The organism is Mycobacterium sp. NGS50, assembly GCF_059812545.1.
On sequence record NZ_JCALCW010000016.1, the window covers coordinates 58,495 to 71,678 of the forward strand.

The 13,184-nt window shown below is 68.8% G+C and carries 14 protein-coding genes; 5 read left to right on the forward strand and 9 right to left on the reverse strand.

Annotated elements, in window-relative coordinates; genetic code table 11:
* Positions 1-116: 116 nt before the first annotated feature.
* From AC5Y36_RS13270 to AC5Y36_RS13280, 3 genes are read right to left on the reverse strand one after another with little or no spacing between them, the layout of a single operon-like run.
* The gene (locus AC5Y36_RS13270; RefSeq protein ID WP_500041376.1) at positions 117-770 is read right to left on the reverse strand and encodes a GNAT family N-acetyltransferase; all 654 of its coding nucleotides are present in this window, start codon (positions 768-770) and stop codon (positions 117-119) included.
* A gap of 12 nt (positions 771-782) precedes the next feature.
* Positions 783-2,036 (reverse strand): molybdotransferase-like divisome protein Glp, encoded by a 1,254-nt coding sequence (gene glp / locus AC5Y36_RS13275; protein ID WP_500041377.1) that lies wholly within the window; start codon positions 2,034-2,036, stop codon positions 783-785.
* Between the two features lie 34 nt (positions 2,037-2,070).
* Positions 2,071-2,964 carry a UTP--glucose-1-phosphate uridylyltransferase gene (locus AC5Y36_RS13280; protein WP_500041436.1) on the reverse strand — a complete coding sequence of 298 codons (894 nt, stop codon included), beginning with the start codon at positions 2,962-2,964 and terminating at the stop codon, positions 2,071-2,073.
* Positions 2,965-3,027: 63 nt separating this feature from the next.
* Between AC5Y36_RS13280 and AC5Y36_RS13285 the strand changes: the two genes are divergently transcribed.
* From AC5Y36_RS13285 to AC5Y36_RS13295, 3 genes are all read left to right on the forward strand, one after another.
* Positions 3,028-3,618, forward strand: a complete 591-nt coding sequence (locus AC5Y36_RS13285; RefSeq protein WP_500041378.1) for a 5-formyltetrahydrofolate cyclo-ligase — start codon at positions 3,028-3,030, stop codon at positions 3,616-3,618.
* Positions 3,619-3,722: 104 nt separating this feature from the next.
* Positions 3,723-4,043: an FmdB family zinc ribbon protein gene (locus tag AC5Y36_RS13290; protein WP_500041379.1), complete on the forward strand. Its 321-nt coding sequence runs from the start codon at positions 3,723-3,725 to the stop codon at positions 4,041-4,043.
* Positions 4,044-4,183: 140 nt separating this feature from the next.
* The gene (locus AC5Y36_RS13295) at positions 4,184-4,843 is read left to right on the forward strand and encodes an SAF domain-containing protein (RefSeq protein WP_500041380.1); all 660 of its coding nucleotides are present in this window, start codon (positions 4,184-4,186) and stop codon (positions 4,841-4,843) included.
* A 15-nt stretch (positions 4,844-4,858) separates the two neighbouring features.
* Here the strand turns inward: AC5Y36_RS13295 and AC5Y36_RS13300 are convergent, their stop codons facing one another.
* The 6 genes from AC5Y36_RS13300 to rpmF all read right to left on the reverse strand — a co-directional run bounded on the left by AC5Y36_RS13300 (position 4,859) and on the right by rpmF (position 10,031).
* Positions 4,859-5,305, reverse strand: a complete 447-nt coding sequence (locus AC5Y36_RS13300) for a large conductance mechanosensitive channel protein MscL (protein WP_500041381.1) — start codon at positions 5,303-5,305, stop codon at positions 4,859-4,861.
* A gap of 231 nt (positions 5,306-5,536) precedes the next feature.
* Entirely contained in the window at positions 5,537-6,031 is a 495-nt protein-coding gene (locus tag AC5Y36_RS13305; protein ID WP_500041382.1) for a MogA/MoaB family molybdenum cofactor biosynthesis protein, read from the reverse strand.
* A 47-nt stretch (positions 6,032-6,078) separates the two neighbouring features.
* Positions 6,079-7,431 carry a S1C family serine protease gene (locus AC5Y36_RS13310; protein ID WP_500041383.1) on the reverse strand — a complete coding sequence of 451 codons (1,353 nt, stop codon included), beginning with the start codon at positions 7,429-7,431 and terminating at the stop codon, positions 6,079-6,081.
* Positions 7,432-7,554: 123 nt separating this feature from the next.
* On the reverse strand, positions 7,555-9,105 hold the full coding sequence (locus AC5Y36_RS13315; protein WP_500041384.1) for a HAMP domain-containing sensor histidine kinase: 1,551 nt from the start codon (positions 9,103-9,105) through the stop codon (positions 7,555-7,557).
* On the reverse strand, positions 9,105-9,791 hold the full coding sequence (locus AC5Y36_RS13320; RefSeq protein WP_500041385.1) for a response regulator transcription factor: 687 nt from the start codon (positions 9,789-9,791) through the stop codon (positions 9,105-9,107). Before AC5Y36_RS13320 ends, AC5Y36_RS13315 begins: the two co-directional genes overlap by 1 nt.
* A gap of 66 nt (positions 9,792-9,857) precedes the next feature.
* Positions 9,858-10,031, reverse strand: a complete 174-nt coding sequence (gene rpmF / locus AC5Y36_RS13325) for a 50S ribosomal protein L32 (protein ID WP_500041386.1) — start codon at positions 10,029-10,031, stop codon at positions 9,858-9,860.
* Between the two features lie 297 nt (positions 10,032-10,328).
* On the opposite strand from rpmF, the gene AC5Y36_RS13330 reads away from it, so the two are divergent.
* Both AC5Y36_RS13330 and AC5Y36_RS13335 read left to right on the forward strand, forming a co-directional pair.
* Complete coding sequence (locus AC5Y36_RS13330) at positions 10,329-12,044, forward strand: acyclic terpene utilization AtuA family protein (protein ID WP_500041387.1); 1,716 nt, start codon at positions 10,329-10,331, stop codon at positions 12,042-12,044.
* Positions 12,041-13,183, forward strand: a complete 1,143-nt coding sequence (locus tag AC5Y36_RS13335; protein WP_500041388.1) for an acyl-CoA dehydrogenase family protein — start codon at positions 12,041-12,043, stop codon at positions 13,181-13,183. Before AC5Y36_RS13330 ends, AC5Y36_RS13335 begins: the two co-directional genes overlap by 4 nt.
* Position 13,184: the final 1 nt, after the last annotated feature.

Below are 13,184 nucleotides of genomic sequence, written 5' to 3' on the forward strand. Positions count from 1 at the left end.
CACGTCCGGCGCCGACGCGCCGGGGACAATTACACATCTGTAATTTACTCCCGATAGACCCCTATAACCACAATTGCCACAGCAGTAACACGGGAAAATTTGCCGGCGGCCGCCGATCAGACCCAGCTGGCCCGTCCGTCGCGCACCAGTTTGGCCGTCACCGACCCCGCTAGCTCTTCGATCGTCATGCCCACCAACAGATGGTCGCGCCAGGCCCCGTCGACTTCCAGGTATCGCTGCAACCGGCCCTCTTCGCGGAAGCCCACCTTGGCCAGCACCGCCCGGCTCGCCGCATTCTCCGGGCGCACGGTGGCCTCCACCCGATGCAGCCGCACCGACTCGAAACAGTGGTCGAGCCCCAGCGCCAAGGCTCCGGTGGCCACTCCCCCGCCGGTGGCCTTGCTCGACACCCAGTAGCCGATCCACGCCGACCGCAGGGCGCCGTGGGTGACGTTGCCGACGGTCAGCTGGCCGCAGAACTGACCGTCCAGCTCGATGGAGAACGGCAGCATCCGACCGTTGCGGGCCTCCGATCGCAGTCCGGAGCACACCGCCGGCCATGCCGAAAGCGCGTGCCGGACAACCCAATTCACTTCTCCGGCGGGCTCCCATGGTTCCAGGCGGGCCCGGTCGGCCAGCCGGATGCGGCTCCACTGCGCCCCGTCGCGCATCCGCACCGGCCGCAGCCGGATCACCCCCGCCGCAACCCGCAACGGGCCCACCTCCATCGGCCAGCCGGGATGGTGGAGGCTCGAGCGCCACAGGTTCATCAGCGGGGCCGCTCAGCCGCGTTGGGCCAGGAAGGCGACGTCGACGATCTCGCCGGTGCGGATCTGTTCGGCCTCCCCCGGCACGACCACCAGACAATTCGCCTCAGCCAGCGTGGCGAGGAGATGCGACGAGGACCCGGGCACCCCGCCCAGGGCCTGCACCAGATATTCGCCGGTGTCGTGGTCGCGCATCAGTTGCCCGCGCAGATACCCCTTGCGCCCGGCCACCGAGGCGATCGGCGACAACGTACGGGCCTGCACCACCCGGCGCATCGGCTGCCGCTTCCCCAGCGACAATCGGATCAGCGGGCGCACCATCACCTCGAACACCACCAGTGCGCTGACCGGGTTGGCCGGCAGCAGGAACGTCGGAACGCCGTCGCGGCCCAGTTGCCCGAATCCCTGGACCGACCCCGGATGCATCGCGATGCGGGTGACCTCCATCTCGCCGAGTTCGGCGAGCACTCCGCGCACCGCCTCGGCGGCCGCACCCCCGACCGCGCCGGCGATGACCACGATCTCGGCCCGGCTGAGCTGACCCTCGACGACTTCGCGCAGTTCGGCCGGCTCACTGCTGACGATGCCCACCCGGTTCACCTCGGCGCCGGCGTCGCGGCCCGCGGCGGCCAGGGCGTGGGAGTTGACGTCATAAACCTGGCCGTTGCCGGGGGTGCGGGAGATGTCGACCAGTTCACCGCCGACCGAGAGCACCGACAGCCGCGGCCGTGGATGGACCAGCACCCGCTCGCGACCGACCGCGGCGAGCAGCCCGACCTGCGCGGCGCCGATGATGGTGCCGGCGCGCACCGCGACGTCGCCGGGCTGGACGTCGTCGCCGGTGCGTCGAACGTAGGCGCCGGACTGCACCGGCCGCAGCACCCGCACCCGCGACTGCCCCCCGTCGGTCCAGCGCAACGGCAGCACCGCGTCGGCCAGCGTCGGCATCGGGGCGCCGGTCTGGACCTGCACGGCCTGGTGCGGCTGCAGGCGGCTGGGGCTGCGCGCCCCCGCCTCGATCACACCCATCACCGGCAGACTCAGCTCGCCGCGAGCGCCGTCGTCGTCGAACTCACCCGCACCGACCAGGTCGACGCTGCGCACCGCGTAGCCGTCGATGGCCGCTTGGTCGAACCCCGGCAGCGGCCGCTCGGTAACGACTTCCTCCGCGCACATCAGGCCCTGCGCTTCGGCAATGGCGACCCGCATCGGCCTCGGAGCCACCGCAGCCGCCGACACCCGGCTCTGCTGCTCTTCTACCGAACGCAATGCGCGCCTTTCTGCCGTCGATCCGTCGTCGGCGCTAGTTCCCGGTCAGGCCCAATCGCTCAACGAGCCATTCGCGCAGCTCCGGGCCGTAGTCGTCGCGGTCCAAGGCAAAGTCAACCGCAGCCTTGAGGTAGCCGCCGGGATTTCCCAGGTCGTGTCGGGACCCGCGGTGCACCACGACGTGAACCGGGTGGCCCTCGGCGATCAGCAGCGCGATGGCATCGGTGATCTGGACCTCGCCGCCGGCGCCGCGGTCGATGCGGCGCAGTGCGTCGAAGATGGCCCGGTCCAGGACGTAACGGCCGGCGGCGGCGAACATCGACGGCGCGTCGGCGGCCTTGGGCTTCTCCACCATGCCCACGACCTTGAGCACGTCAGCGTCGGCATCCGCGACCGGCTCGACATCGAAGACCCCGTAGGCGCTGACCTCTTCGGGGGTGACCTCGATGGCGCACAGCACCGTGCCGCCCCGGCTGGCCCGCACCTTCGACATGGTCTCCAGCACCCCGGTCGGCAGCACCAGGTCATCGGGGAGAAGGACCGCAACGGCGTCCTCGTCATCGGCCAGCACGCGCTCGACGCAGCCGATCGCATGCCCCAGCCCGAGTGGCTCGGCCTGCACCACCGATTCCACTTTGATCAGCGCCGGTGCCCGACGCACCTTGGCCAGCATCGCCTTCTTGCCCCGCGCCTCCAGCGCACCTTCGAGCACCAGGTCCTCGACGAAGTGGGCGACAACGCCGTCCTTGCCCTCGGAGGTGACGATCACCAACCGCTCAGCGCCGGCGTCAGCCGCCTCGGCGGCGACCAGTTCGATACCCGGTGTGTCGACGACGGGCAGCAGTTCCTTGGGCACGGTCTTGGTCACCGGCAGGAATCGGGTGCCCAAACCGGCTGCGGGCACGATCGCCGTACGCGGAATGGGCACTTGTGTTGCAGACACGCTCACACGATAACCGCACGCGATGCCGCGGCTGTCATCGTGGACGTCGTGAGTACCGCAACCAAGGACGCGCTGCGCCAGCGGCTGCTGGCGGCCCGCCGCACCGTCGCCGACGACGTGCGCGCCGCCGAGGCACGCGCCCTGGCGGACCATCTCGGCGGCCTGGCCGGGCTGCAGGCGGGCGCCCACACCGTGTGCGCGTACGTGCCGGTGGGCGCCGAGCCGGGGGCAATCACGATGCTGGATGCGTTGCTGCGCCGCGACCTGCGGGTATTGCTGCCGGTCGCCCGGACGACCAGCGACGATGTCCCACTGCCGCTGAGCTGGGGCGAGTACCGGCCCGGACGGCTGGTGACCGCACGGTTCGGCCTGCTGGAACCGGCCGAGCCCTGGTTGCCGGCATCCGCCCTGGCCCAGGCCGATCTGGTGCTGGTGCCGGCCCTGGCGGTCGATCGGCGCGGCACCCGACTGGGCCGCGGCGGCGGGTTCTACGACCGCTCGCTGGTGTTGGCGGCGCCCGATGCCCGGCTGATGGCGGTGGTGCGCGACGACGAGGTGTTCGACGAACTGCCCGCCGAACCCCACGATGTCGCGATGACCGATGTACTGACCCCGAACCGGGGTGCCGCCGCCCTGTAGCGGGCCCGCCGATCAGGGAACGAACGGGAATGTAACGCGCAAAATAGCGGTTCTGGCACTTGAAACGGTAGAGTGCTAACGATTTGGACCACCCGGAGGATTTCGTGCCGACCTACAGCTACGCGTGTACAGAATGCGGTGACCGCTTCGATGCGGTGCAGGCCTTCACCGACGATGCGCTGACCACCTGTGCCAAGTGCTCGGGCCGGCTGCGCAAGTTGTTCGGCTCCGTCGGCGTGGTGTTCAAGGGCAGCGGCTTCTACCGCACCGACAGCCGCGACTCGACCAAGAGCTCCATCAACGGTGGCTCCAGCACCCCGTCGAGTTCGGGGACGAGCTCGAGCTCGGGCGAGAAGTCCGGGTCCACCGAGAAGCCGGCGGCGGCGAGCACCAGCTCCACCCCGGCGTCGTCCACCGCGTCCTAGGCCATCCGTTCACTCTGCGCTCAGGGCTGGGATTCGGCGTAAAACCCCGCCCTGGGCGCAGGATCAACGCCACGCATCGTTATCCACAGCCAAGCGTCGCCCCGACGTCGCGGGATGCGCGATAGACCTACGGTGGCCGCATGGCCGAATCACTGAACCCGACCCTGATCAGCCGGCTCACCCGCGCGCTACGTCCGCACTGGACACGGACGGCGTTGGCCCGCCGCATCACCGCCGGAGTATTGGTGCTGCTGGCCGGCGTCGCGGCACTTCGCCCGGACACCCGCGGTGACGGCACCGAGGTGGTGGTCGCCGCACACGACCTGAACGCCGGCACACCGCTGAGCCTCGACGATGTCCGCCTCGAAACACGCTCGGCGTCAACGGTTCCGGATGGATCGCAGACCGACATCGCTGCGGTGGCGGCCGCAACACTGGCCGGTCCGGCGCGGCGCGGCGAGGTGCTCACCGACGTGCGGCTGCTGGGACCACGGCTCGCCGAATCCGCGATAGGCCACCCGAATGCCCGCCTGGTTGCGGTGCATTTGGCCGATCCCGGCCTGATCGACCTGGTGCGTCCCGGCGACGTCGTCGACATCCTGGCCGGCTCCGACAACGCCGCCCCGACGCAGGACGGCACCCCGCGGGTAGTGGCGGCCAACGCGGTGGTGGTCGTGGTGTCAGCCAAGCAGCAGGCTCAGCCCGATAGCCGGGTGGTGTTGGTTGCGCTGCCGGCCGCCGCGGCGAACGCCGCCGCCGGTGCGGCGTTGACCCAGGCGGTGACACTCACCCTGCACTGACGGTCCAGCCGCCGCTCAACTGGCGATCTGCAGGCTCCCGCAGTACTTGCACTTACGGGCGTCGGCGGGCAGATCGTCGGACAAGCACTCCTCGCAGACCTTGGTCGGCGGTGCCGGCGAGTCCTCGGCGAACGCGACGATGCCGCGCCGGGCCTGGACGTGCCGGTAGGGCACCACGATCAGGAAATACACCACCGCCAGGAAGACCAGGAAGTAGATGAACGCCGAGATCAGCGCACCGAGGTCCAGGAACGTCGCCTTGCACGCCTCGCCGGTGCAATCGGGGTTCAGCTGAACACCCAGGCCGAAACCGGTGTCCGGCTGTGCACGAGCGACCAGCGGGTTGATGATGCTGTCGGTGAAGGCCTTCACCAGGTTCGAGAAAGCCAGCGCGACCACCAGACCAACTGCCACGGTGATCACCGAGTCGCGCATCACAAAACTCTTGAACCCCTTCAACATGCAGGGCATCCCTTCAATAGGCATGAACTACCGGGGGTCGCACAACCGCCCAAACAGACGTTAATCGGCACACCTGCACTCGTGGGAGTGTTTTCAGCTAACTGATCACTCAACCGTGATGTGGCGGAACGTTGTCCTTGAGCCAGCGGTCACGCTCTTCGGCGTCGCGCGAGGCGTCCGGGTCGCGTTCATCGGCGGACTCACGGGGGAAGTCGGTCTCGGACACCGGCGTCAGATTTCCAGACTCGACAACCTGCCGATGATGCTCGCGGCCAGCGGGTTCAGCGTCGCCATCCCATCGCGGACCGCCGCGCGCGAACCGGACAGGTTGACCACCAGGGTGCTGCCCGAGATGCCGGCCAATCCCCGCGAGAGCCCGGCGTCGACGATTCCCGCCGACAGCGCCGAGGCACGCAGCGCTTCGGCGATACCGAGCAGTTCCCGGTCGAGGATGTCGAAGGTCGCTTCCGGGGTGACGTCGCGCGGGGTGACCCCGGTCCCGCCGACCGACACCACCAGGTCGACCCCGCCGATCACCGCGGTATTCAGCGCATTGCGAATCTCCACCTCGTCGCTGGCAACCGCCACCACGCCGTCGACCACAAACCCGGCCTCGATCAGCAGCTCGGTGACCAACGGACCGCTGTGGTCCTCGTCGCCGTGCGCGGTTCGGTCATCGACCACGACCACCAGTGCCCTGCCGATGAAACCTGTTGCCTTTTCCATGGCTGACACCGTATCGGTGAGCACCGACCTCGGCTCGCCCACGCCCGTCACTGCGGTGCCGTTCCGAGCGTGACCTGGACGGTCTGGCTGGCGCCGGAGGGGTCGACGTAGGTCAGCTTGACTGCTTCGCCGGGCGCCTTGGACCGCACCGCGGCCACCAGCCCGTCCGCGCCGCCGATCGGGCGGTCATCCAGTTTCGTCACGGTGACCCCTTCGGGCAGACCCGCTTTGGCCGCGGCCTGGCCGGGTACCACTTCGACGACCTTCGCGCCGCGGGTGGAGCGGTCGCTGGTGACCCGCACCCCCAGCGAGGCGTGCGTCGCGACGTGGTTGGGGGTGCTCATCAGTTCGTTGGCGATGCGCTTGGCCTGGTCCACCGGGATGGCGAAGCCCAGGCCGATCGAACCGGTCTGCGCCTCGGCCGAGTCGCCGCCGAGGGTGGCGATCGCCGAATTGATCCCGACCAGGTTCCCGTTCATGTCGACCAGCGCCCCGCCGGAGTTGCCCGGGTTGATCGCCGCGTCGGTCTGGATGGCGTCCAGCACGGTGTTCTGATTACCCGCTTCACCGGAGGTCGACACCGGCCGGTTGAGTGCGCTGACGATCCCGACGGTCACGGTGCCTTCCAGCCCCAACGGCGACCCGACGGCGACCACTTCCTGACCGACCCGCAGGTCTGCCGAGGAGCCCAGTGAGATCGGGGTCAGATTCTTGACCCCTTCGACCCGGACCACGGCGATGTCGCTGGCCGGATCGGTGCCGACCACCGTGAACGGTGCGGTGCTCCCGTCGGAGAAGGTCACCGTGGTTTTCGGCCCGTCGCGGCCCGTTTCCTGCGCCTTACCGGCGGCGGCGACGACGTGGTTGTTGGTCAGGATCATCCCGTCGTCGGACAAGACGATGCCGGAGCCCTCCTCGGATTGGCGCCCCAGGTCGGTTTCCAGCATGACGACGCTGGGCACGACCTTGGCCGCCACCTTCTCCACCGAGCCGTCCGGCAGATTCGCCCCCGCCGGCTGACCGGGCGCCGCCGCCGGACCCGACCCGCCCGGGCCGGCGCCGATCACGTGATGGTTGGGCTGCGCGATCGTGGCCACGGTTCCGCCGATACCCGCCGATACCACCGCGATGGCGACCGCACCCACCATCATCAGGCCCGCCCGGGAACGCTGCCGGGGAGGAAACTGGCCCGGCGCTCCCGGCCCCGCCGGGGTCCGCTGGTAGGCGGCGGCATAGCCGTAGGGCGCTTGCTGTGCCTGCGGTGCGTAGCGCCAGTCGTACGGACTCTGATACGTCGGCTGGCCGATCGGACCGGTGTGCTCGGGTGACGGCATGGCCGCGTTGGAACCGGTGTTGTGCTCGGGCTGCGGTGGCGGCGAATACCCCGGATGATTCGTCATGGCGCTAAAGTCACTCTTCTCTCACGGTCGCTCGTCCTCGTCACACTTCTCGAGGTCACTCTTGCATCAAACACGCCGATCGTCCGAGGCGCATGATGCAACATCACAACGCACGCCGCAGCGCTAAGGTGCCCGCCTGGGCTGAGAACCGCCTGTGATGCTGCTCGACTCGCCGGTGAGCCGGTGCTTGTTGGACGACGAAAACTGGTCGTCCGGCTCGTCCTCATCCGCGGCCGCCGACGCTCCAGCCGGCAACAGCCGCCCGGGAAGCAGCAGGTAGATCGATGTTCCCGGCGGCCGGCCACCGCGGACGGTGTCCTCCACCCGCAGGGCCCCACCGTGCCGGAGCACCACCTGTTTGACGATCGCCAATCCCAGGCCCGAGCCGGGCATCGCCCGCGCCTGGGTGGACCGGAAGAACCGCTCGAACACCAGTCGGCGCTCCTCGGGCGGAATCCCCGGCCCCTGGTCGGATACCACCAGCTCGGCGTGCGAGGGATCCAGTTGCGTCAGGCGTAGCCCGACCCGCCCGCCGGAGGGACTCCACTTGGCCGCGTTGTCCAGCAGATTCATCACCGCGCGCGACAGGCCGGGCGCGTCGCCGTAGACCTGCCACGGCGTGACCTGGATGTCGAACTCGATATCGTTGCGACGGCGCCTGGCCCGTTCCAGGCTGCGGTCGATGATCTCGGACATGTCCACCGGCTCCTTGACCACCTCGCGGCGATCCTCCCGGGTCAGATCCACCAGATCGCCTACCAGGGTGGACAATTCCTCGATCTGGGCGATCACATCGCTACGCAGCTCGTCCATTTCCTGCTCCGGCAGACCGCGTGCGCCGGGCCGCTGCGATGCCATCAGCAGTTCCACGTTGGTGCGCAGCGACGTCAGCGGCGTCTTGAGCTCATGGCCGGCGTCGGAGACCAGCCGCGCCTGGCGGTCCCGCGACTCGGCCAGCGCACGCAGCATCATGTTGAACGCCTCGGTGAGCCGCGCCAATTCGTCGCTGCCGTACACCGGGATGGGCCGCAGATCATCGGTTCGCGCCACCCGCTCGGCGGCCTCGGTGAGCCGGCCGACCGGGCGCAGCCCGGTACGCGTCACCATCTCGCCGGCGGCCGCCGCCACCGCCACACCGACCCCACCGACGATCAGCAGCACCCATCGGAGCTTGATCATCACCGCGTGGGCCGGCTCCAGGCTTTTGGAGATCAACAAGGCGCTGCCGTTGGGCAGGTAGACCGCCAACACCCGCTGGCCGGCCGCCGTACGCAGCGACTTGTTCAGTTCGCCGCGGATGACCGCCTGCTCCGGGGCCCCCACCGGGACCTGCTGGCCTTCCTGGTTCGCCGTCCACGGCGGCCGATCGGGAATCACCCACATGACGTTGACGTCGGAGTTGGCGGCGCTCTCCATCACCCGAGCCGGGTCAGGTGCCCGCGCGATGGCGGTGGCCAGTACCCGCGCCCGGATCTCCAGCTGGTAGTCGACGTCTTTGTAGAGCTCCTTGTAGACCGCGGTGGAGATGATCGCGTAGACGGCGCCGGCCATCAACACCACAACCATCGCGACCATGGCCATCGCCATCAGCATCACCCGCCCGCGCAGGGACAGGGACCTTCCGGAACGAGACCCGCCGGAGCGGCGCCGATCGCTCCGCCGCAGCACCGACATTAGGGCGATGACTCACGCAACACGTAACCCACCCCGCGCACGGTGTGGATCAGGCGCGACTCCCCTTCGGCTTCAGTCTTTCGACGCAAATACCCGATGTAGACCTCCAGCGCGTTGCCCGAGGTGGGGAAGTCGAACCCCCACACTTCCTCGAGGATCCGGCTGCGGGTCAGCACCCTGCGCGGATTGGCGATCAACATCTCCAACAGCGCGAATTCGGTGCGGGTCAGGCTGATGTGACGATCCCCGCGGGTGACTTCGCGGGTCACCGGGTCCAGCGTCAGGTCGGTGAACGTCATCGGCGCGGAGTCACCCGAGGCGTCCGGCGAGGTGCGCCGCAACAGTGCCCGCATCCGCGCCAGCAGCTCTTCGAGCGCGAACGGCTTCGGCAGGTAGTCATCGGCGCCCGCATCGAGGCCGGCCACCCGCTCCGACACCGAGTCGCGCGCGGTCAACACCAGAATGGGCAGGTCGTCACCGGTACTGCGCAGCTGACGACACACTTCCAGGCCGTCCAGCCGCGGCATCATCACGTCCAGGATCATGGCGTCCGGACGGTCGGCGGTGATGGCGTCCAGAGCCTCGACGCCGTCGGTCGCCAGTGCTACCGAGTAACCATTGAAGGAAAGGGATCGACGCAGTGACTCCCGCACCGCGCGATCATCGTCGACGACAAGTATGCGCACGGGAAACAGTCTTAACCCATCGCCTGTGATCGACCTAAGAGGCGCGCCCTAGCCGAGGCCGGGAAGTCAGCGACGGTCGAGGTCGATGAGGCCCAGACGGGCGGCCTTGAGCAGCCGCCGGGGCACCTTGTGCGCCTGGCCGGCCACGTTGACGTTGACCAAGCCGGTGGCTTCGGCCTTCCACTGCGCACGGCGGGAACGGGTGTTTGAACGCGACATCCTGCGCTTCGGCACAGCCATGATCGAGCTTCTCCTTACAACCGGTGTTGCCGCGCACAGTCCAGCGCCGACGATTGCAACCAGGATAGCCGGTGACCAGCGTCGGTTCCAAAATGGCGGGGCTTGGCGGTGACTCTGCGGCCACGGCGCGGGTTACCCGAACGTCCGCGCCGCAGGCGCAGGGTCAACGAAAAACGCAAAAGCAAGCATGCGTGCTTGCTTTTTTTCGGGGCCGCTGCAAAACTCGTCCGCGGACGACACCCAGGCGCAGACCTGGTCAAGCCCCCCGCAGGCCACCTCGACCGGAAAGACCACGCCATGAGCGATCTTGCCGCCGATCCGGACCTGATCCGCATCGGCAACTGTTCGGGCTTCTACGGCGACCGCATCAGCGCGGTCCGGGAGATGCTCGAAGGCGGCGACCTCGACGTTCTCACCGGTGACTACCTCGCCGAGCTGACGATGTTGATCCTGGGCCGGGACATGATGCGCGACCCGGGCCTGGGTTACGCGAAGACGTTCGTGCGCCAGATGGAGGACTGCCTGGGTCTGGCACTGGACCGCGATGTACAGGTCGTGGTCAACGCCGGCGGGCTCAACCCGGCCGGGCTGGCCGCCAAATTGCGCGAGCTCGCCGACAGATTGGGCCTTGCGGTCAACGTCGCGCACGTCGAGGGCGACAACATCACCGCGCGCGCCGCCGAGTTGGACCTCGGGACCCCGCTGGCGGCCAACGCCTACCTCGGCGCCTGGGGCATCGTGGAATGCCTGCACGCCGGGGCCGACGTTGTGGTAACCGGACGTGTCACCGACGCCTCGGTCATCGTCGGTCCCGCCGCGGCGCACTTCGGCTGGGGGCGCACCGACTACGACCAACTCGCCGGTGCCGTCGTGGCGGGGCATGTGATCGAGTGCAGCACCCAGGCCACCGGCGGCAACTACTCGTTCTTCACCGAGATCGCCGACCTGAGCCGGCCGGGCTTCCCGATCGCGGAGATCCGTCGCGACGGCTCCAGCATCATCACCAAACACCACAACACCGGCGGCGCCGTCACCGTCGACACCGTCGAAGCCCAGCTCATGTACGAGATCCAGGGCGCGCGCTACGCCGGACCAGACGTCACCACCCGCCTCGACAGCATCCAGCTCAGCCAGGACGGCCCGGATCGGGTGCGGATCGGCGGCGTCACCGGCGAGGCGCCGCCACCGCAGCTGAAGGTGTCGTTGAACACCCTCGGCGGATTCCGCAACGAGATGGAGTTCATCCTCACCGGGCTGGACATCGAGGCGAAGGCCGAGCTCGCCCAAAAGCAGCTGGAATCGTGGCTGCCGGTGCGGCCCGCCGAAATCGACTGGACCCTGGCCCGGCTGGATCGTCCCGACGCCGACACCGAGGAGCAGGCGAGCGCGCTGTTGCGCTGCGTGGTGCGCGACCCCGACCCGGAGAAGGTGGGACGCGCCTTCTCCAATGTCGCCGTCGAGCTCGCCCTCGCCAGCTACCCCGGCTGCTCGTTCACCGCCATGCCCGGCAACGGATCGGTGTACGGCGTGTTCAGCGCGGGCTTCGTCGACCAGGACGCGGTGCCGCACATCGCGGTGCTGCCCGACGGCACCCGGGTGGACATCTCCCCCGGCACCGACACCCGACCGCTGGCCGAGGTGCCGGCGCCGGAGCTTCCCGATCCGCTGCCGTCGGCGGGTTCGCGGCGGGTGCCGCTGGGCACGATTGCCGCGGCCCGCAGCGGCGACAAGGGCGGCAACGCCAACATCGGTGTCTGGGTGCGCACCGACGATCAGTGGCGCTGGCTGGTGCACGCGCTGACCGTCGAAGAGGTCAAGCGCCTGCTGCCGGAGGCGGCGGCCCTGAGGGTGACCCGCACGGTGCTGCCGAAGCTGCGGGCGGTGAACTTCGTGATCGAAGGGCTGCTCGGCAAGGGCGTGGCCTACCAAGCCCGGTTCGATCCGCAAGCCAAGGGACTCGCAGAGTGGCTGCGGTCTCGTCACCTCGACATTCCGGAGGAGCTGCTGCCGTGACCTGGATTGACGACGAGCGCACCGCGCTGCGGGCGACCGTGCGCGGCTTCGTCGAACGCGAGATCCTGCCCGAGCTGGACGGCTGGGAGCGCGACGGCGAGCTGCCCCGGGAATTGCACAAGAAGGCCGGCGAACTGGGTCTGCTCGGGCTGGCCTTCCCGGAGACCGTCGGCGGGTCGGGCGGCACCCGGATCGACGAAGTCACCCTGATGGAAGAAGCCCTCTACGCCGGTGTCTCCGGTGGGCTGTGGGCTTCGCTGTTCACCTGCGGGATCGCCTGCCCGCACATCGCCGCGTCGGGCGACCAGCGGCTGATCGATCGCTACGTCAAGCCGACCCTGGCCGGCGACATGATCGGCTCACTGGCCATCACCGAGCCCGGCGGCGGCTCGGACGTCAACAACCTCACCACCACCGCGGTACGCGACGGCGACCACTACGTCGTCAACGGCGCCAAGACGTTCATCACCTCCGGTGTGCGCGCCGATTTCGTCACCACCGCGGTGCGCACCGGCGGACCGGGGGCCGCGGGCATCTCGCTGCTGGTCATCGACAAGGACACCCCGGGATTCACCGTGTCGCGCAAGCTGGACAAGATGGGCTGGCTGGCTTCCGACACCGCCGAACTGTCCTTCGTCGATGCCCACGTTCCGGTGGAAAACCTTGTCGGGCAGGAGAACAGCGGCTTCGCGCAAATCGCCGCGGCGTTCGTGTCCGAACGCATCGGCCTGGCGGTGCTGGGCTACGGGCACGCCCAGCGCGCCCTGGATCTGGCCGTGGCGTGGTGCCGCGACCGCGAGACGTTCGGCCGCCCCCTGATCAGCCGCCAGCACGTGCAGATGAAGCTGGCCGAGATGGCCCGCAAGGTCGACGTCGCCCGCGTCTACACCCGCGCGCTCGTCGAGCGCGCCGAAGCCGGTGAGACCAACCTCATCACCGAGGTCTGCTTTGCCAAGAACACCGCCGTGCAGAACGGCGCGTGGGTGGTCAACGAGGCGCTTCAGCTGTTCGGCGGCATGGGCTACATGCGGGAATCCGAGGTGGAACGCATCTACCGCGACTTCCGCATCATCGGCATCGGTGGCGGCACCGACGAGATCATGACCATGCTGGCAGCGAAACTCTTGGGGTACCAATGAC

What these genes read in the sequence shown, in the direction of transcription:
- AC5Y36_RS13270 (WP_500041376.1), bottom strand. Translation starts at nt 770, where the DNA reads ATGAACCTGTGGCGCTCGAGCCTCCACCATCCCGGCTGGCCGATGGAG.
- AC5Y36_RS13295 (WP_500041380.1), top strand. Translation starts at nt 4,184, where the DNA reads ATGGCCGAATCACTGAACCCGACCCTGATCAGCCGGCTCACCCGCGCG.
- AC5Y36_RS13300 (WP_500041381.1), bottom strand. Translation starts at nt 5,305, where the DNA reads ATGTTGAAGGGGTTCAAGAGTTTTGTGATGCGCGACTCGGTGATCACC.
- AC5Y36_RS13305 (WP_500041382.1), bottom strand. Translation starts at nt 6,031, where the DNA reads ATGGAAAAGGCAACAGGTTTCATCGGCAGGGCACTGGTGGTCGTGGTC.
- AC5Y36_RS13310 (WP_500041383.1), bottom strand. Translation starts at nt 7,431, where the DNA reads ATGACGAATCATCCGGGGTATTCGCCGCCACCGCAGCCCGAGCACAAC.
- AC5Y36_RS13315 (WP_500041384.1), bottom strand. Translation starts at nt 9,105, where the DNA reads ATGTCGGTGCTGCGGCGGAGCGATCGGCGCCGCTCCGGCGGGTCTCGT.
- rpmF (WP_500041386.1), bottom strand. Translation starts at nt 10,031, where the DNA reads ATGGCTGTGCCGAAGCGCAGGATGTCGCGTTCAAACACCCGTTCCCGC.
- AC5Y36_RS13330 (WP_500041387.1), top strand. Translation starts at nt 10,329, where the DNA reads ATGAGCGATCTTGCCGCCGATCCGGACCTGATCCGCATCGGCAACTGT.